Genomic DNA, 25312 nt, shown 5'->3' with positions numbered 1-25312 from the left:
ATCAGCCGGCCGTCATCGCTCGCGGCTCTTGTGACGCCGCAACCGCCACCGACTCCCGCTCCACCAGCGGGCATTCGAGCTTGGTGATGGGATAGCGCCCGCGGCCCGGGGTCGGCGGCGTCTCCAGCTGCTCGATCGCCCATTGGCCCATCGCCATATGCGGCAGGATCGATGTCGTCAGCGGCGGGAAGAGGTGGCGGGCGATCTCCTCGTCGTCGTAGCCGACCACGGAAATATCCTGCGGGATGTGCAGGCCGGCCTCCTTCAGCGCCTCGTAGCAGCCGATGGCCGTGCGGTCGTTCTGGCAGAAGATGGCGGTCGGGCGGTCTTTCAACGCCAGCAGCTTGACGGTCGCGGCATAGCCGGCACTGGCCGACCAGTCGCCCTCGACCACCAGTTCCGGATCGAAAGGAATGTCGGCCGTCGCCAGCGCGCGGCGGTAGCCCTTCAGCCGGTCCTGAGCGGCCTGCATCCAAGGCTCGCCAGTGATGGTGGCGATGCGGCGGTGGCCATGGCCGATCAGATGGCGGGTCGAGCTCTGGCCGCCGGCGATCTCGGAGGGCACCACGGCGGGGAAGGCATAGTCGGCCGTATAGCAGTTGAGCAGGATGACCGGGATGTCGAGGCTGTAGAGGAAGTCCGGCGCGGTGATCTCGCGGGTGAAGATGGTCATGTAGATGAGCGCCGAGATGCCGCGCCTGGTCAGCGCCTGGATCGCCCTCGGCTCCATGACGGCGTCGCCCATGGTCTGCGCCACCAGGAGCACATTGCCGGCATTCCACGAGGCCTGGCGCGCGCCTTCGATGGCGACCACCGCTTCGGGGCTGGTGGCGAGCTGGTCGACGGCGAAGCCGATGACGCCGTCCAGGCCTTCGAACGGCGTGACGGGCGGACGCAAGGCGGAGAAGGCCGGCGCGGCATAACCGAGCGTCCGCGCCGCCTCGATGACCCGGTCGCGGGTCTGCTGCGACAGCCGGATGCCCGGCGAATTGTTGAGCACGAAGGACACCGTCGCCTGCGAGCAGCCGGCGGCTCTGGCTATGTCGGTCATGGTGACGCGACCCTTGGGACCTCTGGCGGACGGCTTGCGACGCCTGGAGGCCTCCGGGGGATCGCGCAGTTCCGTCGGTTCGCTCATGTCGGCATCGTTTCCCAAAGTCCGGCCTCGTTAGGCCGGCATCGGCGGCAAAGGCGGTTTCAATCAGGCGCATTGATCGGAGATGCGCACTTATAACTATTATCATACACGAGGCGTTCTGTGCCAGTAGCGCTGCATGGCGACGAAAACAACTGGCCGGGACCGGAAAAACGGTGATTTCCTCAAGCTTTTCGCTGCGGCAGCAGTCATGGCCTGCCGCCGTCGTTCCTCCCTGATGTCCCCCGCTGCATTAGCCTCCTCCGCCCCGCGGCGCGTCCTTCCCAACGTCACGACTAATACTATTTACTAATAGTCGTAAGCGTTCTACTGTCAACTCGTCGTCACCGATCCGGGGTTCGGGACCGGTGGCGACGAGACCCGAAGCGTGGCGCGCCACCGGTCCGGATTGCTACCGGAAGGGGGCCGTAGCGCTCTCACGAAAATGTCAGACAAATCGGACTATTTACGAACGACAAATCAGTGTCTAGTGTTTCGGTCGCGGCTGGATTGGCGCCGTTCTTTAGTTGTCAGACCTTTGGCAGACCCTTGAGGAGGAGGGCGTCCGGGCCGCAGCCGAGACATCAGCGATGAGTTTCAAAAGGGAGGTTGAACATGAAATCTGTGATCCGTACTGCATCCATCGCCGCCGCGGCCTTGGCTCTCGGCCTGTCGGCGAGCGCAATCGCGCGTGCCGACGACAAGCCGACGCTGGCCTTCGTCGTCAACGGCGCGTCCGACTTCTGGAAGGCGGCGGAAGCCGGCGTGAAGAAGGCGCAGGGCGAACTGCCCGACTACAATCTGGAGCTGAAATATCCCGAGCAGTCGTCGGTCGCCATCCAGCAGCGGCTGATGGACGATCTGGTGACCGCAGGCGTCAAGGCGATCATGGTGTCGGCCGTGGACCCAAAGACCTCGACCGACGGGCTGAACAAGATCGCTTCCGAAACGGCGCTGTTCACCACCGACAGCGACGCCCCGCAGACCAAGCGTGTCGCCTATATCGGCTCGTCGAACGTCGATGCCGGCAAGCAGGCGGCCGAGATCGCCAAGAAGGCGATGCCGAACGGCGGCAAGTGCCTCGGCTTCGTCGGCCTGCTCGGCGCCGACAATGCCAAGGAGCGCATCCAGGGCATGAAGGACGGGCTCGCCGGCACCAAGATCGAGCTGATCGACGTGCGCGGCGACGATATCGACCAGGCCCGTGCCAAGAAGAATGTCGAGGACGCGCTCGTTGCCAGCCCCGACGTCACCTGCATGGTCGGCTTCTACTCCTACAACACGCCGCGCATCTATGAGGCGCTGCGCGACGCCGGCAAGCTCGGCCAGATCACCGTCGTCGGCTTCGACGACGATCCGATCACGCTGGGTGGGGTCAAGGAAGGCACCGTGGCGGCGACCGTCGTGCAGCAGCCCTTCGAATGGGCTTATCAGGGCATGAAGCTGATGGCCGCCTATCTCAAGGGCGACAAGTCGGGCGTTCCGGCCGATGGGCTGATCATCATCCCGACCAAGATCATCGGCAAGGATGATGTCGACGCCTACGCCGCCAATCTGAAGGCGATGTCCGGGAACTGAGACGAAAACAGTTGCGCCGGCTCAGGGGACTGCCTTGAGCCGGCGTTCGTATTGACGGGCCTTCGCGGGCCCGTCAGTCTGTAGCTCACCGGCTGCTGGCAAGCGCGATGAACTGTGGCGCGATGAATCATGGCGTGATGAACTATTCCGACACATCCATCGTTGCATCCACGGTCGCTCCGTTCCTGAGCCTGGAGAGCGTGCGCAAGACCTATCCCGGCGTGGTGGCGCTGGACGGGTTCTCGATGGAGGTGAGGCCGGGCGAAGTGATCGGACTGGTCGGCGAAAACGGCGCCGGCAAATCGACGCTGATGAAGATCCTCGGCGGCGTGACCCGGCCTGATACCGGCACCATCACCGTCGACGGCGTCGAGCATGACGGGCTCACCGTCGAGGCCAGCCTCGGCTCCGGCATCGCCTTCGTCCACCAGGAACTCAATCTGTTCGAAAACCTCGATGTTGCCGCCAACATCTTCTTCGGCCGCGAGCCGCTGCGCGCCGGGCCGCTGAAGCTGGTCGACCGCGCCAAACTGCGCGTCATGGTGGCGCCGCTGCTGAAGCGGGTCGGCGCCAATTTCTCGGCCGACGCACCGGTGGCGTCGCTGTCGCTTGCCCAGCAGCAGATGGTCGAGATCGCCAAGGCGCTGTCGATCAAGGCGCGGCTGGTGATCCTCGATGAGCCGACATCCAGCCTGCCACTCGCCGAAACCGACAAATTGCTCGATGTCATCAAGGCGCTGAAGGCGGAAGGCATCAGCGTCATCTTCATCTCGCACCGGCTGCATGAGGTCGAGCGCGTCGCCGACCGCGTCGTGGTGCTGCGGGACGGCATGCTGGCCGGCACATTGCCGAAAAGCGCCATCAACCACGACCAGATGGTCAAGCTGATGATCGGCCGCATGCTGAAGGAACGCGAGAAGGCCTCGGAATCGGCGCGCGCGCCGGGCGGCGTAGCACTTTCAGCCAAGGCGGTGCGCACCAGCGCCTATCCCGACCGGCCGGTCGATCTCGACGTCAGGCATGGCGAAATCCTCGGCCTTGCCGGCCTGGTCGGCTCCGGCCGCACCGAGCTGGCGCGCGTGCTGTTCGGCATCGACGAACGCTTCGGCGGCAGCGTCAAGCTTGACGGCAAGGAACTCGCACTCGGCTCGGCCGCCGATGCCGTGGCCAGCGGCATCTTCCTGGTGCCCGAGGACCGCAAGCTGACCGGCATCCTGCTCGATCTGTCGATCGCGCAGAACATCTCGCTGCCCAATCTGCCGGCGCATGCGAAGCGCTCACTGGTCTCGGCCAGCGCCGAAGTCGCCACCGCCGAGAAGCAGAAGAGCAATCTCGGCATCAAGGCGCCATCGGTGGCGACGCGCACCGGCACGCTATCGGGCGGCAACCAGCAGAAGGTGGTGCTGGGCAAGTGGCTGGCGATGAATCCGAAGGTGATGATCCTCGACGAACCGACGCGCGGCATCGACATCGGCGCCAAGGCGGAAATCTACGGGCTGATGCGGGCGCTGGCCGATGCCGGCGTCGCTGTGCTGATGATCTCCAGCGACATGGAGGAGGTGATCGGCGTCTCGGACCGTATCGCCGTCATGCATGAGGGCCAGATCTCGGGCATTCTCGACAAGGACGACTTCAGCCAGGAAAACGTGCTGCTGCTCGCGGTCGGCAAGAAGCCGAATTAGCGTTTTGTTTTGCCGCAGGTTCCGGTCGCAAAACCGCAGAACACTTTTGCGGAACCTGCTTTGGGGAGAAAAAGATGAGCAAGAAAGATCTCGGCCTGCTGATCCTGATCCTGGTGGTGGGGACGGTGGTAGCGATCATCAATCCGCGCTTCCTCTTGCCGATCAACCTTGCCAACACCTCGAACCTGATCGGCCTGTTCGGGATTCTGTCGATCGGCCAGGCCTTCGTCATCATCACCGGTGGCATCGAATTGTCTGTGGGATCGGTGGTTGCGTTGCTCGGTACGCTGTTCATCGACTTCATTGCCGTGCGCGGGATGGATTGGCCGCTGGCCTTCGTGCTGATCATCGCGCTCGGCGCCGTCATCGGCCTCATGCATGGCTGGTTGATCACGCGGCTGAAGCTGCAGCCCTTCGTGGTGACGCTCTGCGGCCTCTTGATCTATCGCGGCGTAGCGCGCTTCTACACCGCCGACGGCACGGCGGGCTTCGGCTTCGGCCAGAATTTCCCTGACCTCGAGTTTCTGACCGCCGGCCGCAGCTACGGCGTGCCGAACAGCTTCATCGCGTTGATCGTCATCTCAATCGTCATGTGGGTGGTGCTGCACCGCTCGGTGTTCGGGCGCTATCTCTACGCCATCGGCAAGAACGAGGAAGCGGCGAAATATTCCGGCATCCGCACGGGGCGCGTCGTCATGGCGGCCTACGTCATCTGCGGCGTGCTGACGGCGCTGTCGGCGATCTATTTCGCCATGTACACGCGCTCGATCTCGCCGGCCAGCCACGGCCAGTTCTACGAGCTCTACGCCATTGCGGCGGCCGTGCTCGGCGGCTTCTCGCTACGCGGCGGCGAAGGCTCGCTGATCGGCGTCATCCTCGGCACGGTGCTGCTGCAGGAATTGCAGAACCTGGTCAATCTGCTCGGCATCCCCTCCTCGCTCAATTTCGCGGTGATGGGCGGGGTGATCCTGATCGGCGTGCTGGTCGACCAGCAATGGGGCGTGTTCCGGGCACGGCGGCAGATGATCGACGCCACGCGCAAGAACGTCGCCGGCGCGCCGGCGGAGTAGCTGCTTGTCGAAGCCGGCCCTGGGATGTGCTGAGATTCAGGTCAGGCCGAGCCGAAAATGGTGGGTTCCGAGAACCGGAGCGGAGCGTACTCAATGTACGTGAGCACCGGAAGCGCAGGAGACCGCCGTTTGCAGGCCGGCATCACCTGAATATCAGCACATCCTAGATCATGCTCGACAGGTCGGAGAAAGCCATCGCCTTGCGCAGCACTTCGGCGAAGCGCTCGCCGGCGATCTCGCGGGTGCCGCTGTTGTCGATCGAGGTGACATCGGGGCCGGACAGCGCGACGGACGTGCTGCGCGCCAGGCGGGCCAGCACCTCGCCGCGCGATTCGCGGCCGCGCATGGCCAGCCGCTCGGCGAGGATTTCCGGCGTGGCGGTGATCTCGACGACGGCCAGGTTTGCGTAGCGATCGCGCAGCGCCGGAATGATGGAACGCGAGACGTTGGCGACGGCGACCTGGCCGTTGGCGACCGACCAGTCGACATCGGCCGGAATGCCATAGCGCAGGCCATGTGCCTCCCAGGCTATGGCGAAGGCACCGTCGGCCTCGGCTTCGGCGAAGGCGGCGTCGGCCAGCGTGTCGTGGTCCTCGCTCGCCGCATCGCTCGGCCTTGTGATGACCCGGCGCACGAATTCCAGCCGGCTCTCGTCGGCGAAACGCGCCTTGGCATAGCCGATCACCGTGTCCTTGCCGGCGCCGCTCGGCCCGACCACGGCGACGAAGACGCCGTGGCGGATCGGAAAGGTGTCGGTGGACAGTTCGCGTTCGATCAGCGCCGAGACCATCATGCGACCCGGCGCCCCTGGCGCCAGACGGTGCGGACGACCGGCACATGGTCGTCGACGCGCACGCGTACGAGGTCGGCGCGCCGGCCCTGTTCGATGACGCCGCGATCGCTGAGGCCGACCGCCTCGGCCGGATTCTTCGACACCATGGCCACCGCCTGCGGCAGCGAAATGCCCTCGACGACATCGCCGAGGAAGAAAGCCGACTGGATCAGGCTGAAAGGAATGTAATCCGACGACAGGATGTCGAGCAGGCCGTCGCCGGCAAGCGTCCGGGCCGAGACGTTGCCGGAATGCGAGGCGCCGCGCATGACGTTGGGCGCGCCCATCAGCACGCCGAGCCCGGCGGCCTTCGAGGCCCGTGCCGCTTCCTCGGTGGTCGGGAATTCGGCGACGCGCACGCCCTGCTCGATCGCCTCCTCGACATGGCCCGAGGTGGCGTCGTCGTGGCTCGCCAGCACGATGCCGCGCTCATGGCAGGCGGCGGCGATGAAGACGCGGTTGGGACCGGAGTTCATGGCCGATTCCGCCATGCGCTTCTCGCAGAACTTCTGAAAGGCGCGATCCGTCAGCTTCAGCTTGCGCTGGTAATAATAGGCATAGGTCTCGAGATTGACGAACTGGCGCTGTCCCGGCGCATGATCCATCAGCGAAGCCAGCTTCACCCTTTCATCGGTTTCGAAATTGGCGAAGGCCCTCAGGCAATCGGGTGCCGAAACCTCGCAGCGCAGATGGATGAAGTGATCGGCGCGAAGCCGGTCCTGCTCGACGCTGTCCTCGATCGCGTCGGCGAGCTTGCGGATGTCGGCGGAGGTCAGGTCGGCATCCTCGTCCATGCCGACGCGCAAGGCGTCGAGCACGGTGGTGATGCCGGCGGTCGCCACCTGCGCGTCATGGGCAAGCACGGCGGCGATCGGGTTCCAGCGTACCTTCGGCCGCGGCGCGTAGTGGCCTTCGAGATGGTCGGTGTGCAATTCGACCAGGCCGGGGATGACGTAGTCGCCACCCATGTCCTCGCCGGTGCGGGCGGCGCCGGGATCGATGGCGGCAATCAGGCCGTCGCGCAGCACGAGCGAGCCTTCGACGATCTCGTCGGCAAGCACGATGCGGGCGTTGGTGAGAACGGTCTCGGCGGTCATTTCAGGCAGTCCTTGATCTCAAGCTAGCGAACTAGGCAGTTTTTCTGGCCGGGCGACGTCCGAGCGCGTGATGGGAAAGCACCATGAACGGGGCGCCCGGTTCGGTTTCGACAAACAGCGTCAGCGCATCCACCGGCACCGGCCGCAGCAGCACCTCCGCGAACAGGCTGTCTATTGCTGCGCGCAGACGAGGGCTTTCCTGTGACGCGGCGCGGCCGGACAGCGTCATGTGGAAGCGAAAGGTCTCGAACACGTAAGGGTAGCCCCACTGGCAGAGGTTGCGGAATTCGGCAGGCTTCAGCGAATCGGGGCTGCGGCGTTCGATTTCCGCCTCGGTCAGCGGCGCGCGGAAGCGGTCGAAGGCGAGCACGACGTCATCGGCAAAACGGTTGAGCGCCGGCAGCGGGGCTTCCTGGACGAGCGCGAAGAAGCCGTCGATCTGACCGACGACGAGGCGTGGAATGGTGACCGGCATGGTCGCTTCGGCGAAGCTGTCGAGTGCCGCGCGCAGCGAGGCTTCCGTCTCGTTGGGCGCCAGCCGGAAGGGCGCCTTCAGCGTCGCATGGAAGCCGTAGCGCCGCGCCGAGGCGGTGTGGAAGGCGACTTCCGCCGCCGACAATTCACCGACAGCCTCGACCGGCCGGGTCGCCGCGCCGAACGGGTCGCGGCCAAGCCAATTGGCGGCGATCCGCGCCAGCGGCTCGTCCTGCCTTGGGGTGAAGTAGATGGCATAGCGCATAGAAAGTCCTCGTCAGACCGCTGCCATAGGCGATTTGCATGACGGATTGACGAAGCTTTTGGGGGTTTTCGATGGCAAATCGAGCCGGCAAGTCATTAGCCGACGATTTTTCCGTGCTGGACCAACAGCTTCAGCCGAAGGCCGATCGATCAGGCCTTCATCAACCATTCGTGCTCTGGCGCATTGTGGAACTTCCAGGTGCGCTTCGGCCCGGCCATGACATTGAGATAATAAAGGTCGTAGCCGTGACAGGCCGCACAGGGGTGATAGCCCTTGGGCACCAGCACGACATCGCCATCCTCGATCGCCATCGCCTCGTCCAGCGCGCGCCCGCCGTCTGCGTCGGCATCGGTGTAGACGCGCTGGAAGGCAAAACCCTGCGGTGGGTTGAGGCGGTGATAGTAGGTTTCCTCGAGATAGGACTCGGCCGGCAGATTGTCCTGGTCGTGCTTGTGCGGGGGGTAGCTCGAAGTGTGGCCGCCGGGCGTGATCACCTCGACCACCAGCAGCGAATCGGCCGGCTTGCCTTCTGGCAGGATGTTGGTGACGTAGCGGGTGTTGGTGCCCTTGCCGCGGGTTTCCTGGCCGAGATCGTCGGGCGCGATGACGCGCACCGGCAGGCCGCCGCCAAGCCCCGGCGCCGAACAGACGGCAAGCTCGAGATCGGTGTCGGCGGTCACCGACCAGTCGGAACCCTCGGGCAGATAGACTGACCAAGGCTTGCCTTCAAAAGGCGACATGCGCTCGCCGAGCAGGCCAAGATCCTTGCCGCCGGTGCTCGCCTTGCCCTTGCCGGTGACGAAGACCAGGCAGACTTCGCGATCTTTGGTTTCACCGGACGCGCTTTCACCGGGCTTCAGCCGATGCAGATCGAAACCGACATAGGTCCAGCCGGCACTTTTCGGCGTCACATGGGCGACGCGGCCATGGCCCTTGTTGGCTTTGACGAGCAGCTTCGACATCTGGGTTACTCCTTCGGTTCGGGCTCGGTCGGTGCCTTGCCCTCTTCGGCCGGCTTGTAGAGGTAGAAGAACTGCCAGACGGCGTAGCCGGCGAAACCGAGCGCGATCACGCCCCAGAAAGGTGTGCCGGAGGCGAACTCGATTGCCGACCAGATCAGGCAGACCGCGACGATGGCAACGCGCCGCCACAGCGGCCGGAAGAACGGGTGCTCACTATCTTTCATCGGGCCAATCCGGATTTCACCAACCGGACCTCAGATAGGCCGCTGGTCACAGCAAATCCAGCGTTCATGCGTTGGGGAAGCCTTGCGTCTCGACCGTGTACCCGGAAGCCGTCATCACCCGCATCAGCTCCTTGTAGCCGACCTCAGCCATTTTGAGCGGCGGATTCTTCTTCGGATCCTGCTCGGCCTCGACGACGAACCAGCCCTCATAGCCATGATCCGCCAGCCTCTGCACGATGGCACCGAAATCCAGCGAGCCGTCGCCCGGCACGGTGAAGGCGCCGAGCGCCACGGCATCGAGGAAGGATTGCCTGGTGCGGTCGAGGCTGTCGATCACCCCCATGCGCACGTCCTTCACGTGGACATGGTTGATGCGCTTGTGGTGGTTGTCGATGGCGCGCAGGACATCGCCGCCGGCGAAGGCCAGATGGCCGGCATCGAGCAGCAGCGGAATGCCTTCGCCGGAATGGCGCATGAAGGCGTCGAGTTCCGGCTCGGTCTCGACGACCGCCGCCATGTGGTGGTGATAGGACAGCGGCATGCCTTGCTCGGCACACCATTCGCCGAATTCGGTCAGCCGCCTAGCGTAGGCCTTCATCTCGTCGCCGGAAAGTTTTGGCTTGGTGGCTAAAGGCTTGGAGCGGTCGCCCTGGATGGAACGGCCGACCTCGCCATAGACGATGCAAGGCGCGTTCACCGCCTTGAACAGATCGATCATCGGCTGGATGCGATCCTTGTTCCTCGCCATCTCCTCATCGACCAGGGTGCCGGAGAACCAGCCGCCGCACAGCGTGACGTCGGCTTCCTTCAGGATCGGCAGCATCACCTTGGGGTCGTTGGGGAAGCGGCGGCCCATCTCCATGCCGGTGAACCCAGCCGAGCGCGACTGCGCCAGGCACTCCTCCAGCGACACGTCATCGCTGAGTTCAGCAAGATCGTCGTTCCACCATGCGATGGGGGACATGCCCAGTTTGGCTTTCAAGTCGTCACTCCAGTGTCAGATCGTTTCTGGCAGCCCAGGGTCTTTGAACGGCGGGCTCAGGCCTGCCGTTCGCTCAAGGCTTCCTCGTATTTCTTGCGCGCGGCGTTCACTTCGCGCCGCGACGAGACTTCCGGTACGGCGACATCCCACCAATGGCCGCCGGCATCGGTCGAGACCAGCGGGTCGGTGTCGATGACCAGGACCGTGGTCCTGCTGTTCTGTTTCGCCTGCCCAAGCGCCGTTTCCAGCCCGGCGATCGAGGTCACTTTCTCGGATATGGCGCCTAGGCTTGCCGCGTGCGCGGCGAAGTCGATATCCGGCAGGATCTCGTGGCGCGAGTCCTTCAAGAGATTGTTGAAGTTGGCGCCGCCGGTCGCCATCTGCAGCCGGTTGATGCAGCCGTAGCCTCTATTGTCGAGCAGCACGATCACCAGCTTGAGGCCGAGCATGACCGAGGTCGCGATCTCGGAATTGAGCATCAGATAGGAGCCGTCGCCGATCATGACGACGACCTCCTCGTCGGGCTTGGCCATCTTGACGCCGAGGCCGCCGGCTATCTCATAGCCCATGGTCGAGAAGCCGTATTCGGCATGGTAGGAGCCAGGCGCGCCGGCCTGCCAGAGCTTGTGCAATTCGCCGGGCAGACCGCCGGCGGCGTGCAGCAGCGTCACACTGGCGCCCATCGTGCGCTGCACGGCGCCGATCACCTGCGCGTCGGACGGATAGGCGGCATTGGTCGACGCCGTCACCTTGCCGGCATCGGCCTGCCAGTCCGTCTTGCCCTTGAGCGCATTGTCGGTCCAGGCGGCAGGCGCCTTCCAGCCCTTCAGCGCGGCAGTAAGTTCGGAAAGCCCTTCCGCCGCGTCGGCGACCAGCGGCAGTGCCCAGTGCTTGCCGGCATCGAAAGGCTGGCTGTTCAGGCCGATGATGGTCCGGCCGGAATTCTTGAACAGCGCCCAGGAACCGGTGGTGAAATCCTGCAGCCTGGTGCCGACGGCCAGCACCACGTCGGCCTCCTCGGCCAGCCGGTTGGCAGCGGAGGTGCCGGTGACGCCGACCGCAGCCATGTTGAGCGGATGATCATCGGGGAGCGATGACTTGCCGCCTTGCGTCTCGCAGACCGGAATGCCGGCGCCTTGCACCAGCTTCGCCAATTCTCGGGAAGCCTGCGAATAGAGGACGCCGCCGCCAGCGATCACCAACGGCTTTTTGGCGCCCTTGAGCGCCGCCACCGCGGCCGCCAGTTCCTGGCGATCGGGGCGCACCCTGCGCGGCGTCCATACGCGCTCGGCGAAGAAGCTTTCCGGATAATCATAGGCCTCGGCCTGCACGTCCTGGCACAGCGACAGCGTCACCGGGCCGCATTCGGCCGGATCGGTCAGCACCTGCATGGCGCGGTTGAGCGCCGGGATGATCTGCTCGGGACGGGTGATGCGGTCGAAATAGCGCGACACGGCGCGGAAGCAGTCGTTGACGGTCGCCGTGCCGTCGGAAAAATCCTCGGCCTGCTGCAGCACCGGATCCGGCAAGCGGTTGGCGAAGACATCGCCGGGCAAAAACAGGACGGGCAGTCTGTTTACATGCGCAAGTGCCGCCGCCGTCACCATGTTGAGCGCGCCGGGGCCGATCGAAGAGGTCGCCGCCATGAAGCGGCGGCGGAAATTGGCCTTGGCGTAGGCGATCGCCGCATGCGCCATCGCCTGTTCGTTATGGGCGCGGAAGGTCGGCAGGTCGTCGCGCACCTGATAAAGCGCCTCGCCGATGCCGGCGACATTGCCGTGGCCGAAGATCGCCCAGACGCCGCCGAAGATCTGAACCTTCTTGCCGTCGATCTCGGTCATCTGGCGGGACAGAAAGCGGGTCACAGCCTGCGCCATCGTCAGGCGAACGGTCTTGGTCATGTCGTTTCCTCCGGCTTTCCGTCTTCTTATGCGGCCTTGCGGCCGCGTGCGGCAAGCCATGCCTCGGTCAATTGCTCGAAGCGCGATGCCATGTCGGCCACAGCTTCGTCATCCAACATCCTGCCGGCAAGCCATTGTTCGGCGGCATTGATGAAGATGGTGCGACCGACGGCAAAGCCTTTGACGATGGGCGCCTTGGCGGTGGCGGCGAAGGCCGCCTCGAGCTCGTCCTGCGGCGCTTCCAGCCCGAGCAGCACGACGCCGCGGCACCATGGATCGTTCCTGACGATCACCGACTCGATCTTGGCCCAGGCGCTCGCGGAAGCCTGCGGTTCGAGCTTCCACCAGTCGGGCTTGATGCCGAGCGCATAAAGCTCTTCCAACGCGCGCGGGATCGTCGTGTCGTCGAGCTTGCCGTGCTTGCCGGCGATGATTTCGATGAGAAGTTCCCTGCCTACCTTCCGCGCGGCCTCGAACAGCGCCCGCAGCTTCTGCTGCTGCTCCGTCTTCAGCGCCTCGGGATCGTCGGGATGATAGAAGCACAGGCACTTGATGCAGTGCTCGACCGGCCATTCGACCAGTTGCGAGCCAATGTCCTGCGAGAATTCGAAGCGAAGCGGCCGCGAGCCCGGCAGTTCGACGGGACGGCCGAGCCAGGCGAAGGGATGGCGGGCGAACTCGAACATCGCGTCGCGGCCAAATTTTTCGTCAAGCAGCATGCCATAGCCGCCGCGACCGGCAGCCACCTTGGCGGCCGCCTTGACCGTCAGCACCTTGAAATCCTCGATGCGCGCGACATCGGCGCCAACCTTGGCCGCCACATCCTCGAGCTGGACGCGGTGGTCGCAGGCCAGCGCCATCAGCGAAGGAATGTCGCGCCGGCGCGTCGTCGCCCAATGGATGTGGTTGATGGCCTCGTCCTTGCGCAGCGCCAGATGCTTGCTGCCGTGCTTGAGGAAGAATTGCAGCTCCTCGAAGGTCGGATATTCCGGCGCACAGAGCAGCCGCGACACGGCGAAGGCGCCGCAGGCATTGGCCCAGGTCGCCGCCGTGGCAAGGTTCTCGCCGCCGAGCCAGCCGCGCAGGAACCCGGACATGAAGGCGTCGCCGGCGCCGAGCACGTTGTAGACCTCGATCGGGAAGCCCTTGCCGACGACGCCGTCCTCGAGATCGTCGCTGATCGGCCCGTCATAGACAATGCAGCCCATGGCGCCGCGCTTCAGCACGATGGTGGCCTTGGACAGCGAACGGATGGTCTTCAGCGCGCTCAGGCAGTCGTCGGCGCCCGACGCGATCATGATCTCCTCTTCGGTGCCGACGATGAGATCGCAATCGGGCAGCACGGTCTTCAGCTGCGCCGAGACACGGTCGGATTTGACATAGCGCTCAAAGCCTTCGGCATGGCCGGCGAGGCCCCAGAGATTGGGGCGGTAGTCAATGTCGAACACCACCTTGCCGCCCTTGGCTTTCATGATGCGGATCGCCTTGCGCTGCGCGGCGTCGCTGTTGGGCCGCGAAAAATGCGTGCCGGTGACAACGACGGAGCGCGCCGAGGCGATGAAAGCCTCGTCGATGTCTTCCTCCGCCAGCGCCATGTCGGCGCAGTCGGAGCGATAGAAGATCATCGGCGACACGCCCTCTTCCTCGACCGACAGGAGCACCAGCGCGGTCAGCCGGTCCTTGTCGGTCTTGAGGCCGTCGACCGAGACGCCTTCACGCCTGAGCTGTTCGCGGATGAAACGGCCCATCTGCTCGTCGCCGACGCGGGTGAGCAGCGCCGAGCGCAGGCCGAGCCTTGCCGTGCCGACCGAAATGTTGGCCGGGCAGCCGCCAACCGACTTGGCGAAGGAGGTGATGTCCTCCAGCCGCGAGCCGGTCTGCTGGCCATAGAGATCGACCGACGCACGGCCGATGGTGATGACGTCGAGCGGTGTATGTCTCGCTTCCACGGCTTCGCCCATTGGAACCTCCCATCGGCCTTGTTGTCTTGAGCAACTTCATTTTGGGGTACACGTGCGAGCGGCAGCGTGGCGCCGTCAATATGAAATAATAATTCCAATCCATAGTCAAGATGGAATGAGCATTCCTTTGCTGGAAAGTGCCTGACCATGAACCCGAAGGCCGGCGTCAGGCCTTGCGCTTGCGGCCCGTGTCGCGCCGCTTTTCGCCAACGGCAACGGTGAGCGCCATGGCCAGCGCCATCGTCGCCGACAGCGAACGGAAGCCGGCGAAATCAGCCTCGGCGACTTCGAACCAGACCTTGGCGAACTGGGCGAGCGGCGAAAACGAGCTGTCGGTGATGGCCACGATCGGCACGCCCTGCTCGGAGATGGCGCGCGTCTCCTCGATGGTCGCCGGCGCATAGGGAGAAAAACTGATGGCGATGACGGCGTCGTTCGGCGTGGCAAAGCCGACCATCTCGGCGTTCAGGCCGGCGGCCGATTCGATCAGCTGGTTGCGGATCTTCAGCTTGCCCAGCGCATAGGCGATGTAGGACGCGACCGGATAGGAGCGGCGCTTGGCCAGCACATAGATGGTCTCGGCCTTGGCCAGCAGAGCGATCGCCTCTTCGAAATGCGGTTCGTTGAGCGTGCGCGAAATGTCGCTGAGCGAAGTGCTGGCGGCGGCGACGAAGCCGTCGAAAATCGCCCGGTGGCCGGCACCCTCCTCGGCCTTGGCGCGGAGTGCTGCCAGCCTTTCGTCATAGGAGGAATTGCGCTCGCGCAGGCGCTCGCGAAACACCTGCTGCAGGCTGGTGAAGCCGTCGAATCCGAGTTGCTGGGCAAAACGGATCAGGGTCGATGGCTGAACGCCGGCGGAAGCGGCGATGCTGGCTGCAGTGCCGAAGGCGATATCGTCGGGATTGTCGAGCGCATAGGCGGCGATCTGCGCGATACGCTTGGGCAGGCTCTGGCGCCGCTCCAGGATCGTCGCCCGCAGCGTCTCGAAATCGCGGGGCACCCGTTCGTCCATCGTCGCTCCGCCCAAGCCCATCTGTCGAAGCCCCCTCTGTGCACATCATAGCGAGACTGTGCAAGAAGGCCATAAAAAATGAGTCACACGTTCCATCTGCGAGTAAAATGGATTAATTCATCCACACTATTTTCCCCGCAGTGGAGATTGCAGAGATGGTCGGAGTCGGTCTTATCGGTACGGGCTTCATGGGCAAGTGCCATGCGATTGCCTGGAGCGCGGTCGGCACCGTCTTTCCCGAAGTCGCCAAGCCAAGGCTGGTGCATCTGGGCGAGGTCGATGCGGATCTCGCCAAACGCCGCGCCGCAGAATTCGGCTTCGCCAAAGGCTCCGGCGACTGGCGCGCCGTCGTCAACGACCCCGAGGTCGATGTCGTCTCACTGACCACGCCCAACCAGTTCCACCCGGAAATGGCCATCGCCATCCTCGAGGCCGGCAAGCATCTGTGGTGCGAAAAGCCGATGGCGCCGGGCTTCGCCGAGGCACAAGCCATGGCCGCGGCGGCGAAGAAATCCGGCAAGGTGGCCGCGCTCGGCTACAACTACATCCAGAACCCCGCCATCCGTCACATCGGTGCGTTGCTCGACGAGAAGATCATCGGCGAGGTCAACCATCTGCGCATCGAGATGGACGAGGATTTCATGGCCGACCCCGAAGCGCCGTTCTTCTGGAAGCACGAGGCGGCTTCCGGCTATGGCGCGCTCGACGATTTCGCCGTGCATCCGCTGTCCCTGGTCAACGTGCTGTTCGGCCGTGTCGGCCGCGTCATGTGCGACATGGCCAAGCCCTATGCCGACCGCAAACTGGCATCGGGCGGCCGCCGCGCGGTCGAAACCTATGACATCGCCAGCGTGCTGATGCATCTCGAAAACGGCGTTGCCGGCACGCTGCTGGTCAACCGTTCGGCCTGGGGCCGCAAGGGCCGCATAGCCATCCAGATCTTCGGCTCCAAAGGCTCGATCCTCTACGATCAGGAGCGGTTCAACGAATTCCAGCTCTACCTCACCGCCGACCGGCCGACCGAGCAGGGCTACCGCACCATTCTGGTGGCGCCGCACCACAAGCCCTACGACGCCTTCCTGCCGGCGCCCGGCCACGGCCTCGGCTTCAACGATCTCAAGATCATCGAATGCCGAGAGCTCCTGATGCGGCTCGCCGGTAAGCCGGCGCGGATCATCGACTTCGACGAAGGCCTGGAGATCGAGCGCACCGTGCATGCGATGGCGCGCTCGTTCGAGGAGCAGCGCTGGGTGGATGTGCGATAGCGGCAGCCGCGCCGGTTACGGCGCGGCTGTTCAATAGCGTCAGGCGGCTCCCTGGCGGCTGTCCAGCATGGCGCGGCGCGCCGAGCGGCGCCACTCGACGGCGCCGGCAAGACCGTGCAGCACCGTCTCGGTGGTTGCCCAGTCGATACAGCCATCGGTGACGCTCTGGCCATAGACGAGCGGCTTGCCGGGCACGACGTCCTGGCGGCCGGCGACGAGATTGCTCTCGATCATGACGCCGATGATGCGCTCGTCGCCCGCCGCGACCTGGCCCGCCACGTCGGCCGCCACCTTCGGCTGGTTCTCCGGCTTCTTCGAGCTGTTGGCGTGGCTGACATCGATCATCAGCCGCGGCGCAACACCGATCCGGCCGAGTTCCGCTGAGGCCGCCGCGACACTCGCCGCGTCATAATTGGGCTGAATGCCACCGCGCAGGATGACGTGGCAGTCTTCGTTGCCCGTGGTCGTCGCAATCGCGCTGCGCCCGCCCTTGGTCACCGCCATGAAATGATGCGGCTGGGCGGCGGATTTCACCGCCTCGGCGGCGATGCGCAAATTGCCGTCGGTGCCGTTCTTGAAGCCGACCGGGCAGGACAGGCCCGATGCCAGCTCGCGATGGATCTGGCTCTCGGTGGTGCGCGCGCCGATGGCGCCCCAAGCGACGAGGTCGGCAATGTATTGCGGCGTCGTCATGTCGAGGAATTCGGTCGCCGCCGGCAGGCCGAGATTGTTGACGGCCGAGAGCACGTTGCGCGCCATCCTGAGCCCCTTGTCGATGTTGAAGCTGCCGTCGAGGTCGGGATCGTTGATCAGGCCCTTCCAGCCGACCGTGGTGCGCGGCTTCTCGAAATAGACGCGCATGACGATCTCGAGCCGGTCGGACAGGGCCTCACGCAGCGCCGCCAGACGGCTGGCGTAGTCCATGGCAGCGACCGGATCGTGGATGGAACAAGGGCCGACGATGACAACAAGTCGATCGTCGGCCCCCGTCAGGATGGCGTGGATGGCGTTGCGCGAGGCGGCAACGGTGCGCGTCGCCGTCAGCGTGCGCGGTATCTCGCGCATCACCTCGTCCGGCGTGCTCAGTTCCTTGAGTTCGGTGACCCGAAGGTCGTCTGTGGTGGTCAACACGGCTTTCTGCTCCTGGTTTAGGAGACCTGCCGGCTGAAACAAAAAAGCCGCCAGGTCTGGCGGCTTGTCGGATTTTGATCTGCAATCTTCAGATCGAGCGCAATCCTCCCGCCGCCAGCGAGCTGCTAAAGTACCAATATTTGGCGGTCAGGTTGATCATCGAGGCTCATATAATCGAAGCGGAGGCGTTTGTCACTACTCCGCGCCGGCGCCGGCGACATTCTGGTCGTAATCGACCAGGGATCCGGTCATGACCCCGGCCTGCGGGCTGACCATATAGCTGATCAACCGGGCAAGCTGCGCCGGCTTCACCAATTGGCCCATCGGCTGTCCGGCCTCGGCCTTTTCCAGCCAGTCGTCGGCGGCGCCGTGCCATTTCTTCTGCACGATATCCTCGCCTTCAGTATCCATCCAGCCGGGCAGCACCGCGTTGCAGCGGATGCGATTGGTGCGATAGGCATTGGCGACATTCTTGGTCAGCGTCATCAGCGCGCCCTTGCTGGTCGAATAGGGCGTCAGGAAGGACTGGCCGGCATGCGCCGACATCGACAGCACGTTGACGATCGAGCCGGGCGCCTTGCGCGCCAGAAGATGTGCCACCAGCCCCTGCATCAGGAAGAACGGCCCGCGCACATTGGTGGCGAAGATGGTGTCGAAAAGCTCTTCGGAGGTCTCGACCAATGAGCCGCGCGCCGAGGTGGCGGCGGCGTTGACCAGCGCGTTGACAGTGCCGAAATGGGCGATCGCGGTGTCGACGGCGCGCTTGCAGTCGGCAACCTTGGCGACATCGGCGCTGATGAAGATCGCGTCGACGCCACTTTTCTTCAAAGCCGCGACCGCCTTGTCGCCCTTCTCCTGCGAGCGGCCGATCAGCGCCAAAGCGCGACAGCCTTCATCGGCCAGCGCCTCGGCGACGGCGAAGCCTATGCCTTGCGCACCGCCGGTGACGATGGCGCGCGTTTCCGAATTGCGACCGGCTGAACCGTTCATCGCTCTGCTCCTGTGTTCGATGCCAATTGGCCCAAGGTGTGTTCAGATGTAGGTCAGGTGGCCTCACCTGAATATCAACGCACCTTAGTCGAGGCGGACGGACTTGCCCGTCTTCGCCGATTTCAGTGCCGCATCGGCGAGCTTCAGTGCCACGAGGCCATCCGCTCCGCTTGGTGCCGCCTTCTTGCCCTTCGTTGCCGCGGCGATAAAGGCCGCGATCTCGTTGGCGTAGGCGTCGAGGTAGCGGGTCATGAAGAAGTCGTGCAGCGGCGGGCGGGTGTAGCCCTTCTCATTGGCCAGTTCGATCGACACCGGCCGCTGGTTCTCGGCCGCGACCATGCCTTTCGAGCCATGCACCTCGATGCGCTGGTCGTAGCCATAGGTGGCGCGGCGCGAGTTGGAGATGACGGCCTGCTTGCCGGAAGCAGTTTCGAGGATGACGCTGACCGAGTCGAAATCGCCGGCCTCGCCGATCTTCTTGTCGACCAGCACCGAGGCATGGGCGCTGACCGCCACCGGCTCCTCGCCGAGCAGGAAGCGGGCCATGTCGAAATCGTGGATGGTCATGTCGCGGAAGATGCCGCCCGAGCGGGCGATATAGTCGAGCGGCGGCGCGCCGGGATCGCGCGACGTGATGGTGACCATCTCGACCGTGCCGATCGCGCCGTCGTCGATCGCCTTGCGCACGGCGGCGAAATGCGGGTCGAAGCGGCGGTTGAAGCCGACCATCAGCGTGGCCTTGGCCTTGTCGACCACGGCCAGGCACTTTTCGACACGCTTCACATTGAGGTCGATCGGCTTCTCGCAGAAGATCGCCTTGCCGGCCTTGGCAAAGCGCTCGATCAGGTCGGCATGGGTGTCGGTCGGCGTGCAGATGATGACGGCGTCGATGTCCTTGGCCTTCTCGATGGCCTCGATCGTGCGTACCTCGGCGCCGTAGGCCGATGCCAGTTCCGTCGCCGCTTTCTCGAAAGCGTCTGCCACGGCAACCAGTTTTGCCTCGGGGTTGGAGCCGACGGCACGGGCGTGGACCTTGCCGATACGGCCGGCACCGAGAAGAGCGAAGCGAAGTGTCATCTGGTATTTTCCTTGGGGATGGGTTCGAACGAATTTCCGCGCCCATCGGGGCGCGGCTGATTTTCGGATTGCAGCGGGCTGCTAGAGCTACCGCCCGCCGCAAACAATACTAGGCTGCCGCAAGCTCCGCCTCCCCGGTCTTGCTGCCGGTGATGTAGGCGACGATGTCGTTGCCGTCGGTGTCCTGCTTGCGCAGGTTGGCGACGATCTTGCCGCGCCGGAAGACGACGATGCGGTCGACGAGATCGAACACCTGGCGCATGTTGTGGCTGATCAGGATCAGCGGCTCGCCGTTTGCCTTCAGCGTGCGGATGATGTTTTCGACCTGCGCCGTCTCCTGCACGCCAAGGGCGGCCGTCGGCTCGTCCATGATGATCAGTTTCGAGGCAAAGGTCGCGGTCCTGGCGATCGCCACGCATTGGCGCTGGCCGCCCGACATGTGGCGGATGGTGCTGGACAGATTGGGGATCTTCACCGCCGTGCGGACCAGTGCCGCCTCTGTCGCCTTGCGCATATACTTACGGTCGAGGATCGAGAACGGGCCGAGATTGAACAGCACCTTTTCGCGGCCGAGGAACAGGTTCGACGGCACGTCGAGATCGTCGGCCAGCGCCAGGTTCTGGAACACCGTTTCGATGCCCGCCTCGCGCGCCTCGATCGGGCCGGCGAAGTTCGCTTCCTTGCCGTCGAACCAGACCTTGCCGTCGGTGCGCTGCTCGACGCCGGTGATCTGGCGCACAAAGGTCGACTTGCCGGCGCCGTTGTCGCCCATGATGGCGACATGCTCGCCCTTGCGCAGCTCGAAGTTGGCGCCTTCGAGCGCATGCACGCCGCCATAGCGCTTGGTCAGGTTTTCGGTCTTGAGAACGATGTCCGACATGGTCAAGCTCCTATCGCGCGGCGACGCTGGCGCCATTGATCGAGAACGACCGCGCCGACGATGATCACGCCCTTGACCATCTCCTGGTAGTAGGCGTCGAGGCGCAGGAAGGTGAAGCCGGAGATGATGACACCGAAGATCAGCGAGCCGATCACCGTGCCGACGATCGAGCCGCGGCCGCCCGACAGCGAGACGCCGCCGATGACCGCCATGGCGATGGCGTCGAGTTCGTACATGACGCCCATGCCGGCCTGGGCGGTGAGGTTCTTGGAGCACAGCACCACGGCGGCGAGCGAGGCGAGGATGCTGGCGATGACATAGACCAGCACCTTGTGGTTGGCGATCTTGATGCCCGACATGCGCGCGGCATCCTCATTGGAGCCGATGGCATAACAGTGCTTGCCGTATTTGGTGTAGCTCAGGATCAGCTGGAACAATATCGCCAGCGAGATGAAGATGATGACCGGCATCAGGCCCTTGCCTATGCCGGCGAAACTCTCGGTCGGGAACGAGATCGGCTGTCCCTTCGACCACCATTTGGCGATGCCGCGCGCGGTGACCATCATGCCGAGCGTGGCGATGAAGGGCGGGATGCGCGTGTAGGCGATCAAGGCGCCGTTGACCAGTCCGGCAATCAGGCCGCAGCCGATGGCGACCAGCAGCGGCACGATCACCGGCAGGTCGGTCAAGCCGTAGTCGATGAACATCGCCTTGGGGTTCGGATTGCCGTTGACCGTCGCCACCTGGGCGAAGCTCATGGCGATCATCGCCGTGGCGCCGACGACCGATCCCGAGGACAGGTCGATGCCGCCACAGATGATCACCTGCGTCACGCCGATGGCGATGATGCCGACGATAGACACCTGCAGGATGATGATCTGCAGCCGCTGTTCGTTGAAGATCGCGTCGACATTGTCGCGGGTGTTGAACAGGAAACTGTCGCCGAGAAAGACCCGGCCGATCAGTTCGAAAGCGCCGACGAGGATGACGAGCGCCAGGAAAACGTTGAACTCAGCAGGCCATGCACGCTTTTTTGCATCATAGGTGAGCCCACCGATGCCATGAGATGTCTGTGCCACGTCTTTTCCTCCGTCGGCCGCATTCATCCCCCCGCCCGCTGGGGCGGGAGGAAAGTGGAGAGCGGCGCTGTTTTTCTGATTTGATGCGCCGCCCCTTATCGAAGCGCCTGGCTCAGTTCTTCTTCAGGAACTTGTCGATGTTGGCCGGCGTGACGAGCTGGAAGGGGATATAGACCTTCTGGTCGACCTTCTCGCCCTTGGCCAGCTTCAGCGCCGCGTCGAGGGCACCGGCGCCCTGGCCGGCCGCGTCCTGGAACACGGTCGCGTCAAGGTCGCCCGCCTGCATCGCAGCCAGCGCGTCCTGGGTGGCGTCGACGCCGCCGACGACAACCGTCTTCATGTCGATGTTGGCGGCCTTCATCGCCTGGATGGCGCCGATGGCGCTTTCGTCGTTGTTGGCGATGACACCGTCGAACGGCTTGCCGGTCGACAGCCAGTTGGTCATCAGGTTCTGGGCCTCATCGCGGTTCCAGTTCGACGTCTGCTTGTCGATGATCTTGATGAAGCTGCATTCCGGCGTGGCGATCACGTCGTCAATGTCCTTGGTGCGCATCACCGCGGCCTGGTTGGAAAGCTCGCCCATGATCACATAGACATTGGCTTCCTTCTTGCCGGCTTCGGTGAACAGGCGGCAAACTTCCTTGGTCTCGAGCGTGCCGGAATCGGCCTCGTTCGAGGCGACGAAGGCCTGGTTGTCCGGCAGCGTGTCAACATTGACCGGCTCGCGGTTGACATAGACCAGCGGGACCTTGGCCGCGGCCGCCGCGTCCGACATCGCCTGGGTGGCCGAGGTGTCGACCGGGTTGACGATGATGGCGTCGACGCCAGAGGCGACGAAGTTCTTGATCTGGTCAAGCTGCTTCGCAACGTCGTTCTGCGCGTCCTCGACCTGCAGCTCGACACCGTCCATGCCCTTGGCCTGCTCGATCATGCCGTTGCGCAGCACGGTCAGGAAGTTGTCGTCGAACTTGGCCATCGACACGCCGACCTTGGCCGCGAATGCCGACGAGCTCATCAGCGCCGCAAAGGCGACGCCCAAAATCAGTTTCTTCATTTTATTTCTCCTCCACACATTGGTGTCCGGCTGCACCGATCTCGCCCGGAATCCCCGATCTCCCGAGGAATCTCTCCCGCCTGCTCCCCTGCTCCGGATGGCGTTTCCCCAGAGATGGAACGCCAAGCCCTCTGTTTGAAACAGATGTTCCGGAACGAAAGGACCAAAATGCCTAGTTAGTGAAATATTTATTCCATTTTGGGGGAGGCCGTCAAGGGCGATTCCAAAAACCGATGCCGGATTTTCGCGGCAGAGCCTTGCAATATTCTATCAGGGTGATGGATCCCATCATTTCGAATGGCTCGATGGCCTAGATGTTTTCCGGCAGGTAAATGTCGAAGGGCAGGAAGGTCTGGCCCGGCGCATTGGCGGCGCCAGTTTCAATGGCATGCGCCATCAGGCCGACAAGCTCGCGGCAGAGCGCCGGCAGCGGCGTGGAGATCACCATGGTGAGGATGTTGTCGGCGAGCGCCGCGCGCGATTCGGCATTGATCTCGTTGCAGACGACCACCGGCATGTTTTCGGGCTTCGCTGCCCTGAGCGCCGAGACCGCGCCTTCCATGCCGCCGCCGGCGACGTAGCAGCCGGCAAGATCGGGATAGCGCGCCAGAAGATCGATCATCGCATCATGGGTCACCTGGTTGGCTTCCAGGTTGACCAGCGTCTCCATCACCGTGAATTCCGGCGCATGCTCGCGGAAGAATGACCTGAAGCCGATCTCGCGCAGCTCATGGCCATGGAAGCGATGGCTGCCGACGAACAGGGCGATCTTGCCAGGCTTCCTCGCCGCCTTGGCGATCATCCAGGCCGCGCTGCGACCGACCTTGCGGTTGTCGAGGCCGACATAGCCCTCGCGGATGCCGGCGGCAAAGTCGGACAGCAGAGAGAAGACAGGTTGCCCCCTCGCCTTCAGCGCCTCGACGGCTGCCGTCAACGTCGGATGGTCCGGGCCGACAACGGCGATGGCCCGGGATTTCGCCGCCAGCTTGCGCATCTGTGCGGCGATCTCGTCGGGGGCCAGCGAACTGGCAAAGTCGATGGTTGCGACGCCGCGGAAGCGCTGCGATTGCGACACCGCCAGTTCGAGCTCGCGCGCGAAATCGCTGTAGAAAACATCATTGCCCCTCAGCAGCAGAAAGCCGAGGCGGTATTCCGGCAGTTCCTGGCGCATGCGCTGCTTGATCAGCCCGGCGGCGTGATAGCCGATGCCGGTCGCGGCCTCATAGACACGGCGGGCGGTTTCCTCGCGCACCGGCAGGCGGTTGTTCAGCACCCGGTCGACGGTGGCAACGCTGACGCCGGAGATGCGCGCCAGATCGGTGATGGTCGGCCGTTTTGCCATGACTGCCCTCTGATTTGTCGAATCCTTTTACATCATCTTGATGGGAAATGATAGAAACTATCTTTGTGAGATTGATCCTATCATCCAGTGGCGCTATTTTGAATTCCGACGCCTGCGGTCATACCCTTGGCATTCGCCGGGAAGGGACCGCGAGGCGCTGGTGGAGGTTTCCAATGGCGGCAACACTGTCTGCAACGCCATCCCGGCGCGACTACAGCCTGGTGGGCCGCGATACGCAGCTGGCCGTTGAGAACGGGCTGGCGGCGGCCGATTGGTACCACACCGATGTTCCGCGCAAGCAGATGAAGGAGCTGATGCAGCGCTCCGACGGGCCGGCGATGCGCGACACCATCATCTGGCTCGGCGTGCTCATCCTGAGCGGAGCCGGCGGCGCCTGGTTCTGGGGGACCTGGTGGTGCGTGCCGTTCTTCTTCGTCTACGGCACGCTCTACGGCTCCTCGACCGATTCACGCTGGCATGAATGCGGCCATGGCACCGCCTTCCGCACGCAGTGGATGAACGACGCGATCTATCAGATCGCCTGCTTCATGATCATGCGCAACCCGGTGACATGGCGCTGGAGCCATACGCGCCACCATACCGACACCATCATCGTCGGCCGCGATCCCGAGATCGCCATCATGCGGCCCCCCGACCTCATCCGCGTCATCCTCGCCTTCGTCGGCGTCCTCGATGCCTGGCATGCCATGAAGGACATGGTCCGCCATGCGGCCGGCATCATAAGCGCCGAGGAAAAGACCTATGTGCCCGAGCAGGAACAGCCGAGGGCGATCTTGTTCGCCCGCATCTGGCTGGCGATCTATGCCGCGACGATCGCGCTGGCGCTCTATATGGGCTCGTTCCTGCCGTTCATGTTGGTCGGGCTGCCCCGCCTCTACGGCGCGTGGCACCATGTGCTGACCGGCATCCTGCAGCATGGCGGGCTGGCCGACAATGTCATCGATCACCGGCTCAACAGCCGTACCGTCTACATGAATCCCGTCAGCCGCTTCATTTACTGGAACATGAACTACCACGTGGAGCACCACATGTTCCCGATGGTGCCCTATCACGCCTTGCCCCGGCTGCACGAGCTGATCAAGCACGATCTGCCGGCGCCGACGCCGTCGATCCTGGCCGGCTACCGCGAAGTGATCCCGGCCTTCCTGCGCCAGTTGCGCAACGAAGACTATTTCCTCAAGCGCGAACTGCCGCCGACCGCCAGGCCGTATCGCGAGGAATTGCACAACGACAACGCCATCGCCGCGGCTGAATGACCGGCCTGACGGGCGCAGAGCAATCCAACTTTCCGGAGGAAC

At 64.0% G+C, this 25312-nt stretch carries 22 protein-coding genes; 5 read left to right on the top strand and 17 right to left on the bottom strand.

Annotation, left to right across the window (positions count from 1 at the left end):
• Position 1: 1 nt before the first annotated feature.
• Complete coding sequence (locus tag A6B35_RS05255; protein ID WP_006201324.1) at positions 2-1138, bottom strand: LacI family DNA-binding transcriptional regulator; 1137 nt, start codon at positions 1136-1138, stop codon at positions 2-4.
• A 612-nt stretch (positions 1139-1750) separates the two neighbouring features.
• On the opposite strand from A6B35_RS05255, the gene A6B35_RS05250 reads away from it, so the two are divergent.
• The 3 genes from A6B35_RS05250 to A6B35_RS05240 all read left to right on the top strand — a co-directional run bounded on the left by A6B35_RS05250 (position 1751) and on the right by A6B35_RS05240 (position 5465).
• Entirely contained in the window at positions 1751-2713 is a 963-nt protein-coding gene (locus A6B35_RS05250; RefSeq protein ID WP_006201323.1) for a sugar-binding protein, read from the top strand.
• A 137-nt stretch (positions 2714-2850) separates the two neighbouring features.
• Positions 2851-4395 carry a sugar ABC transporter ATP-binding protein gene (locus tag A6B35_RS05245; RefSeq protein WP_050900721.1) on the top strand — a complete coding sequence of 515 codons (1545 nt, stop codon included), beginning with the start codon at positions 2851-2853 and terminating at the stop codon, positions 4393-4395.
• Positions 4396-4469: 74 nt separating this feature from the next.
• The gene (locus A6B35_RS05240; protein WP_065518153.1) at positions 4470-5465 is read left to right on the top strand and encodes an ABC transporter permease; all 996 of its coding nucleotides are present in this window, start codon (positions 4470-4472) and stop codon (positions 5463-5465) included.
• A gap of 163 nt (positions 5466-5628) precedes the next feature.
• Here A6B35_RS05240 and phnN read toward each other — a convergent pair whose 3' ends face one another.
• The 9 genes from phnN to A6B35_RS05195 form a co-directional block, all read right to left on the bottom strand.
• Complete coding sequence (phnN, locus tag A6B35_RS05235) at positions 5629-6258, bottom strand: phosphonate metabolism protein/1,5-bisphosphokinase (PRPP-forming) PhnN (protein WP_006201320.1); 630 nt, start codon at positions 6256-6258, stop codon at positions 5629-5631.
• Complete coding sequence (locus A6B35_RS05230; protein WP_006201319.1) at positions 6255-7394, bottom strand: alpha-D-ribose 1-methylphosphonate 5-triphosphate diphosphatase; 1140 nt, start codon at positions 7392-7394, stop codon at positions 6255-6257. The genes phnN and A6B35_RS05230 overlap by 4 nt, the downstream gene beginning before the upstream one ends.
• Before the next feature lie 31 nt (positions 7395-7425).
• Entirely contained in the window at positions 7426-8133 is a 708-nt protein-coding gene (locus A6B35_RS05225; protein WP_006201318.1) for a DUF1045 domain-containing protein, read from the bottom strand.
• 149 nt (positions 8134-8282) lie between these two features.
• Entirely contained in the window at positions 8283-9095 is an 813-nt protein-coding gene (gene iolB / locus A6B35_RS05220; protein ID WP_006201316.1) for a 5-deoxy-glucuronate isomerase, read from the bottom strand.
• A 5-nt stretch (positions 9096-9100) separates the two neighbouring features.
• Entirely contained in the window at positions 9101-9319 is a 219-nt protein-coding gene (locus A6B35_RS05215) for a DUF3329 domain-containing protein (protein ID WP_006201315.1), read from the bottom strand.
• A gap of 64 nt (positions 9320-9383) precedes the next feature.
• Complete coding sequence (gene iolE, locus A6B35_RS05210; RefSeq protein ID WP_006201314.1) at positions 9384-10301, bottom strand: myo-inosose-2 dehydratase; 918 nt, start codon at positions 10299-10301, stop codon at positions 9384-9386.
• A 56-nt stretch (positions 10302-10357) separates the two neighbouring features.
• Positions 10358-12202, bottom strand: a complete 1845-nt coding sequence (iolD, locus tag A6B35_RS05205) for a 3D-(3,5/4)-trihydroxycyclohexane-1,2-dione acylhydrolase (decyclizing) (protein ID WP_006201313.1) — start codon at positions 12200-12202, stop codon at positions 10358-10360.
• Positions 12203-12228: 26 nt separating this feature from the next.
• Complete coding sequence (locus A6B35_RS05200) at positions 12229-14163, bottom strand: bifunctional 5-dehydro-2-deoxygluconokinase/5-dehydro-2-deoxyphosphogluconate aldolase (RefSeq protein ID WP_006201312.1); 1935 nt, start codon at positions 14161-14163, stop codon at positions 12229-12231.
• A gap of 166 nt (positions 14164-14329) precedes the next feature.
• Complete coding sequence (locus tag A6B35_RS05195; RefSeq protein ID WP_006201311.1) at positions 14330-15175, bottom strand: MurR/RpiR family transcriptional regulator; 846 nt, start codon at positions 15173-15175, stop codon at positions 14330-14332.
• A gap of 155 nt (positions 15176-15330) precedes the next feature.
• Between A6B35_RS05195 and A6B35_RS05190 the strand changes: the two genes are divergently transcribed.
• Positions 15331-16440: a Gfo/Idh/MocA family protein gene (locus A6B35_RS05190; RefSeq protein ID WP_006201310.1), complete on the top strand. Its 1110-nt coding sequence runs from the start codon at positions 15331-15333 to the stop codon at positions 16438-16440.
• Between the two features lie 39 nt (positions 16441-16479).
• Here A6B35_RS05190 and A6B35_RS05185 read toward each other — a convergent pair whose 3' ends face one another.
• The 7 genes from A6B35_RS05185 to A6B35_RS05155 all read right to left on the bottom strand — a co-directional run bounded on the left by A6B35_RS05185 (position 16480) and on the right by A6B35_RS05155 (position 23993).
• The gene (locus A6B35_RS05185; protein ID WP_006201309.1) at positions 16480-17571 is read right to left on the bottom strand and encodes a 3-deoxy-7-phosphoheptulonate synthase; all 1092 of its coding nucleotides are present in this window, start codon (positions 17569-17571) and stop codon (positions 16480-16482) included.
• Positions 17572-17766: 195 nt separating this feature from the next.
• Positions 17767-18561: an SDR family oxidoreductase gene (locus A6B35_RS05180; protein ID WP_006201308.1), complete on the bottom strand. Its 795-nt coding sequence runs from the start codon at positions 18559-18561 to the stop codon at positions 17767-17769.
• A gap of 84 nt (positions 18562-18645) precedes the next feature.
• Positions 18646-19638, bottom strand: coding sequence for an inositol 2-dehydrogenase (gene iolG, locus A6B35_RS05175; RefSeq protein WP_006201307.1), 993 nt, complete (start codon positions 19636-19638; stop codon positions 18646-18648).
• A 109-nt stretch (positions 19639-19747) separates the two neighbouring features.
• Positions 19748-20518 (bottom strand): ATP-binding cassette domain-containing protein, encoded by a 771-nt coding sequence (locus A6B35_RS05170; RefSeq protein WP_006201306.1) that lies wholly within the window; start codon positions 20516-20518, stop codon positions 19748-19750.
• A gap of 2 nt (positions 20519-20520) precedes the next feature.
• Positions 20521-21597, bottom strand: coding sequence for an ABC transporter permease (locus A6B35_RS05165; RefSeq protein ID WP_006201305.1), 1077 nt, complete (start codon positions 21595-21597; stop codon positions 20521-20523).
• A gap of 112 nt (positions 21598-21709) precedes the next feature.
• On the bottom strand, positions 21710-22651 hold the full coding sequence (locus A6B35_RS05160) for a sugar ABC transporter substrate-binding protein (protein ID WP_006201304.1): 942 nt from the start codon (positions 22649-22651) through the stop codon (positions 21710-21712).
• Positions 22652-22961: 310 nt separating this feature from the next.
• Positions 22962-23993 carry a LacI family DNA-binding transcriptional regulator gene (locus A6B35_RS05155; RefSeq protein ID WP_006201303.1) on the bottom strand — a complete coding sequence of 344 codons (1032 nt, stop codon included), beginning with the start codon at positions 23991-23993 and terminating at the stop codon, positions 22962-22964.
• A 173-nt stretch (positions 23994-24166) separates the two neighbouring features.
• On the opposite strand from A6B35_RS05155, the gene A6B35_RS05150 reads away from it, so the two are divergent.
• Positions 24167-25270, top strand: coding sequence for a fatty acid desaturase family protein (locus tag A6B35_RS05150; protein ID WP_006201302.1), 1104 nt, complete (start codon positions 24167-24169; stop codon positions 25268-25270).
• The last annotated feature ends 42 nt before the right edge of the window (positions 25271-25312 follow it).

Source organism: Mesorhizobium amorphae CCNWGS0123, from assembly GCF_001686985.1.
Classification (GTDB): domain Bacteria; phylum Pseudomonadota; class Alphaproteobacteria; order Rhizobiales; family Rhizobiaceae; genus Mesorhizobium; species Mesorhizobium amorphae.
This window is presented reverse-complemented; position numbering and strand designations above follow the sequence as displayed.

What these genes read in the sequence shown, in the direction of transcription:
- A6B35_RS05230 (WP_006201319.1), bottom strand. Translation starts at nt 7,394, where the DNA reads ATGACCGCCGAGACCGTTCTCACCAACGCCCGCATCGTGCTTGCCGAC.
- iolB (WP_006201316.1), bottom strand. Translation starts at nt 9,095, where the DNA reads ATGTCGAAGCTGCTCGTCAAAGCCAACAAGGGCCATGGCCGCGTCGCC.
- A6B35_RS05225 (WP_006201318.1), bottom strand. Translation starts at nt 8,133, where the DNA reads ATGCGCTATGCCATCTACTTCACCCCAAGGCAGGACGAGCCGCTGGCG.
- A6B35_RS05215 (WP_006201315.1), bottom strand. Translation starts at nt 9,319, where the DNA reads ATGAAAGATAGTGAGCACCCGTTCTTCCGGCCGCTGTGGCGGCGCGTT.
- A6B35_RS05195 (WP_006201311.1), bottom strand. Translation starts at nt 15,175, where the DNA reads ATGGACGAACGGGTGCCCCGCGATTTCGAGACGCTGCGGGCGACGATC.
- A6B35_RS05190 (WP_006201310.1), top strand. Translation starts at nt 15,331, where the DNA reads ATGGTCGGAGTCGGTCTTATCGGTACGGGCTTCATGGGCAAGTGCCAT.
- A6B35_RS05150 (WP_006201302.1), top strand. Translation starts at nt 24,167, where the DNA reads ATGGCGGCAACACTGTCTGCAACGCCATCCCGGCGCGACTACAGCCTG.
- A6B35_RS05245 (WP_050900721.1), top strand. Translation starts at nt 2,851, where the DNA reads ATGAACTATTCCGACACATCCATCGTTGCATCCACGGTCGCTCCGTTC.
- A6B35_RS05160 (WP_006201304.1), bottom strand. Translation starts at nt 22,651, where the DNA reads ATGAAGAAACTGATTTTGGGCGTCGCCTTTGCGGCGCTGATGAGCTCG.
- iolD (WP_006201313.1), bottom strand. Translation starts at nt 12,202, where the DNA reads ATGACCAAGACCGTTCGCCTGACGATGGCGCAGGCTGTGACCCGCTTT.
- A6B35_RS05200 (WP_006201312.1), bottom strand. Translation starts at nt 14,163, where the DNA reads ATGGGCGAAGCCGTGGAAGCGAGACATACACCGCTCGACGTCATCACC.
- iolG (WP_006201307.1), bottom strand. Translation starts at nt 19,638, where the DNA reads ATGACACTTCGCTTCGCTCTTCTCGGTGCCGGCCGTATCGGCAAGGTC.
- A6B35_RS05155 (WP_006201303.1), bottom strand. Translation starts at nt 23,993, where the DNA reads ATGGCAAAACGGCCGACCATCACCGATCTGGCGCGCATCTCCGGCGTC.
- A6B35_RS05240 (WP_065518153.1), top strand. Translation starts at nt 4,470, where the DNA reads ATGAGCAAGAAAGATCTCGGCCTGCTGATCCTGATCCTGGTGGTGGGG.
- A6B35_RS05180 (WP_006201308.1), bottom strand. Translation starts at nt 18,561, where the DNA reads ATGAACGGTTCAGCCGGTCGCAATTCGGAAACGCGCGCCATCGTCACC.
- A6B35_RS05250 (WP_006201323.1), top strand. Translation starts at nt 1,751, where the DNA reads ATGAAATCTGTGATCCGTACTGCATCCATCGCCGCCGCGGCCTTGGCT.
- A6B35_RS05170 (WP_006201306.1), bottom strand. Translation starts at nt 20,518, where the DNA reads ATGTCGGACATCGTTCTCAAGACCGAAAACCTGACCAAGCGCTATGGC.
- A6B35_RS05255 (WP_006201324.1), bottom strand. Translation starts at nt 1,138, where the DNA reads ATGAGCGAACCGACGGAACTGCGCGATCCCCCGGAGGCCTCCAGGCGT.
- phnN (WP_006201320.1), bottom strand. Translation starts at nt 6,258, where the DNA reads ATGATGGTCTCGGCGCTGATCGAACGCGAACTGTCCACCGACACCTTT.